A 3,622-nucleotide genomic window follows, 5' to 3' on the forward strand; every position below is an offset into this window, starting at 1 on the left:
ATAAGAATCGTAAACGATTCTTATCTCATCTATTCTAAAGGCGAACAAAGTTCGCCCTTACTTTGTTATCGTATCATACGGCCAGTCGATGATGCCGCCGAAGTCATAGACGTTTGTATAACCTATGGCGATCAGCTTTTTCGCGGCCTGCGCGCTGCGGTTTCCCGAGCGGCAGCAGACCAAAATCCCGGCGTTCAGGTCGGGGAGCAGTTCCGGTTTTGTGTCGATGATGGTCTCATTGGGGATTAAAATCGCGTTCGGGATATGCCCCGCGTCAAATTCGGATTGGGTCCGGACGTCGACAATGATGATTTTGTCGCCGCTGTCCATTCTGGCCTTGGCGTCCTGTGCCGATATTTTGCGGTAAACCGCGGCGGCGCTTGAAATGCCGTTTGTGCTTGGTTTGCTTTCGGCGGTATTTTCGGATGTGACCATACTTGCGGCGGATGAGCTTGGAACGCTCTCGACAGAATTTACGGCAGAGGCCATGCTCTGCGCGCTGCTAATGCTCGAATTGTTTTCGGCGGGTTTCGGCGACGGGATGACAAGCGCCGTGACCAGCAGGCCCAGAACGATTCCGTAAATGGTTGAAAGAAACGGGTTTGCCGTGATGGGGCATGCGCCGGTCGAGCAGCCGATGAGTTTATAGAGCACGAAATAGCCGACGAGCCCGCCGATGACCGCGCCGATCAGATATTTATAAATCATAAAGAAACCTCCGGGTGTGAAAAGAATATGATTTTATTTTACGCATATTGAAACGCACATTCCGTAACCTTGTCACGGTCGTTTTTCCGTCATTGCGAGGGGCTTTGCCCCGCGGCAATCCATCTCCTGCCTTTGCGAGCGATGCGGGCATCGGTCCGCCGCGTTCGCCTTTAAGATACATTAAAGAGAATCGCTTGCGATTCTTTGCGGGCATGAACAAAGTTCGCCCCTACACTATATACCGCCGTCGCATTGCGGGGTTAATTTTCATATGATGTGGTAAGTCACAAATCATATTGGGGGAATGCAAAGTGCCGAATGAAATTCCGTATGACCGGGCCGCGGCGGTGAGTTACGCCGAGAAATGGGCATATAAACGCAATCCCCGCTTTCCGAATTTCGACGGAATGGGCGGGGACTGCACGAATTTCGCTTCGCAGTGCGTCTGGGCGGGCTGCGGCGTGATGAATTATAAACCGGTTACGGGCTGGTACTGCAACAGCTTAGGCGACCGCACGCCGTCGTGGAGCGGTGTGGAGTTTTTATATCCGTTTCTCGTCAATAACGATTCCGTCGGCCCGTATGCGAAAGAGGTGCCGAAAGAACAGCTGCTGCCCGGAGATTTGATCCAACTCTGCGATGAAAGCGGCCATTATTACCATACGCCGGTGGTGGTCGCACGGGATCAAAACGAGATCTATGTCGCCGCTCACACCTTCAACACCTGGCACCGCCCGCTCTCGAGCTATACTTACACGGGTTTGCGCGGTATTCACATCGCCGGAGCGCGAAAATGAGCGGAAGCCGAAATAAAATTTTGTAGGGCGCAGGCATAACGAACTGCGGTTCGGTATGCCTGCGCCCTACAATCTATAATCCCTCTTGAAGGAGCTCAAATTATTTGAAAAACCTATATACCTGCCTTCACCGCATGATCGGTGTAACTCGGTGTAACCTACCACAAGATGTTATATGATGTAATAAAAACATCGGCCGCTCTTTTAATAAAACAAAAGAGCGGCCTTTTTATTCAATCGGTTATCGATTGACAATCGCAAAGAAATCTTTAAAACTGCGGTAATCCGGACGGTCGGACATTAAACTTTTCTGCAGGGGGGATGATGTCCGTCTTCGTCGGGACAAGGCGGGCAGTTCGGGCATTCCAGCCGGTTGATCTCCTCCAATTTAAATTCAAGAACCATTTCCAGCTTGATGACTTTTGTCAGAGTTTCGTTTACGGCCCGGTTGACGGCGATCAAATCGGCAATATTGACTGTGGAGTTTCTGTCCTTTGCCATTTCCAGCACCTGCTGTATTTTCTCGCCCTCCGCATTGATGATGTGCGCAAGCCCCGCTTCTTGAAGCGCAATGGTTTCGAGCAGATCGGTGATTGCCTGACACGGTGTGGTGGAAGACGGAGAAATATTCGGCATCGACATGTTTGATTTCGCTTCCTTCATCAAATTTGAAAATAGGAGCGCATTTATTTCCCTATTTTCACCCCCATCATATTCGCCCGGTTTGAATGTGTGATTTCGATTAATTTTTATCCGTAACTTCAACGGCGAGCGGGTTCACCCGTTCCGCCGTTTGCATATATTCGTTGTAGCGGGCGGATATTATCCGCCCGCAGATTTATGAAATTATAATCCGATATTATAATGAGAATTGTTTACGGGCGGATAATATCCGCCCCTGCATTTTTGATGCTTCTATTCTGTAAAAAAACATGCTATAATTTGAAAAGAACGTCCGATTCCATGATAAAGTTCAGGTTTTTTGCAAAACGCAACCGCCGGTTGCGGCAATTTAAAAGCCGGATTGATAGTGTGCAACCCAAAGTTTTGCTATTCTATAACCATGACGCGAACGGTACGTGCCGTCCGGTCAGGCGGGACAGAGCGACATCGAAGGCCTTCGGTTCGAGCCCGCAAACAACACACATCATATATTATTTTTTAGGAGGATTTCCCATGATTTTGGCCGATAAGATTTTGACCCTGCGCAAAAACAACAACCTGTCGCAGGAGGAACTCGCCGAAAAACTCAACGTCTCGAGACAGTCCATCTCCAAGTGGGAGAGCGCGGCCGCCATCCCCGACATCAACCGCATTCTCGAAATGGCAAAGCTGTTCGGCGTGACGACCGACTACTTATTAAAAGACGACCTGGACACAGCCGTTTATTCCGAGACCGACGAGACCGTCGGAAGGCGCGTCGTGGTGCAGGAAGTGAACGACTACTTAAAAGATAACCGGCAATTTGCCAAACGGACCGCGTTCGGCGTGCTGCTGTGCATCCTGTCTCCGATCACATTGATCGAGCTTGCGGGCAACGCGAAAGCCGTCGGCATCTCCGAGACCGCCGGAGCCGCCATCGGAATCGCGACGTTATTGCTCATCATCGCCGGCGCGGTCGCGCTGTTCATCATCGGCTCCAACCCGATGAAGCGTTATGAATATCTCGATAAAGGCCGGTTTGAGCTCGAATACGGCGCGGAGGGCATCATCCGCGAAAGACGCGCCGCGTTTTCGAAAAGACATACCGCGAGCATCGTCATCGGCGTCGCTCTGTGCATTCTGTGCGCGGTGCCGTTGATTACGGCGGGCGCGCTGAACGCCAAAGAGAGCGTTGTGATCGCGATGGTCGGCGTGCTGCTTGCCGTCGTCTCCGCGGCGACATACCTGTTCGTCTCTTCGGGCGTGGTCATGGGCGGTTTTGACCGCCTGCTTTCAGAGGGCGAATATGCCCCGTCGGCGCGCAAAGAAGAAGAACATCAGGACAAGATCGGCGCCATCTATTGGCCGCTCGTCGTCGCCGCCTACCTGCTGTGGAGCTTTTTATCCGGAAAATGGGGCATCACCTGGCTGATCTGGCCGATCGCCGCGCTGGTCTTCGCCGCGCTCACCGCAAC

4 protein-coding genes are annotated in these 3,622 nt (G+C 51.8%); 2 read left to right on the top strand and 2 right to left on the bottom strand.

Annotation, left to right across the window (positions count from 1 at the left end; genetic code table 11):
* Window positions 1-57 precede the first annotated feature (57 nt).
* On the bottom strand, window positions 58-708 hold the full coding sequence (locus PKH29_03145) for a DUF6132 family protein (GenBank protein ID HNX13831.1): 651 nt from the start codon (window positions 706-708) through the stop codon (window positions 58-60).
* Window positions 709-1,019: 311 nt separating this feature from the next.
* On the opposite strand from PKH29_03145, the gene PKH29_03150 reads away from it, so the two are divergent.
* The gene (locus tag PKH29_03150; GenBank protein ID HNX13832.1) at window positions 1,020-1,505 is read left to right on the top strand and encodes an amidase domain-containing protein; all 486 of its coding nucleotides are present in this window, start codon (window positions 1,020-1,022) and stop codon (window positions 1,503-1,505) included.
* A gap of 300 nt (window positions 1,506-1,805) precedes the next feature.
* On the opposite strand, the gene PKH29_03155 is transcribed toward PKH29_03150, so the two are convergent.
* Window positions 1,806-2,147 (bottom strand): hypothetical protein, encoded by a 342-nt coding sequence (locus PKH29_03155; GenBank protein HNX13833.1) that lies wholly within the window; start codon window positions 2,145-2,147, stop codon window positions 1,806-1,808.
* A 534-nt stretch (window positions 2,148-2,681) separates the two neighbouring features.
* Between PKH29_03155 and PKH29_03160 the strand changes: the two genes are divergently transcribed.
* On the top strand, window positions 2,682-3,622 hold a 941-nt coding region (locus tag PKH29_03160), incomplete at its 3' end, for a helix-turn-helix transcriptional regulator (GenBank protein ID HNX13834.1).

Source organism: Oscillospiraceae bacterium (genome assembly GCA_035353335.1).
GTDB lineage: Bacteria > Bacillota > Clostridia > Oscillospirales > JAKOTC01 > DAOPZJ01.

Excerpts from the sequence above, each read along its gene's own strand:
- PKH29_03145 (HNX13831.1), bottom strand. The coding sequence starts at position 708 with ATGATTTATAAATATCTGATCGGCGCGGTCATCGGCGGGCTCGTCGGC.
- PKH29_03155 (HNX13833.1), bottom strand. The coding sequence starts at position 2,147 with ATGTCGATGCCGAATATTTCTCCGTCTTCCACCACACCGTGTCAGGCA.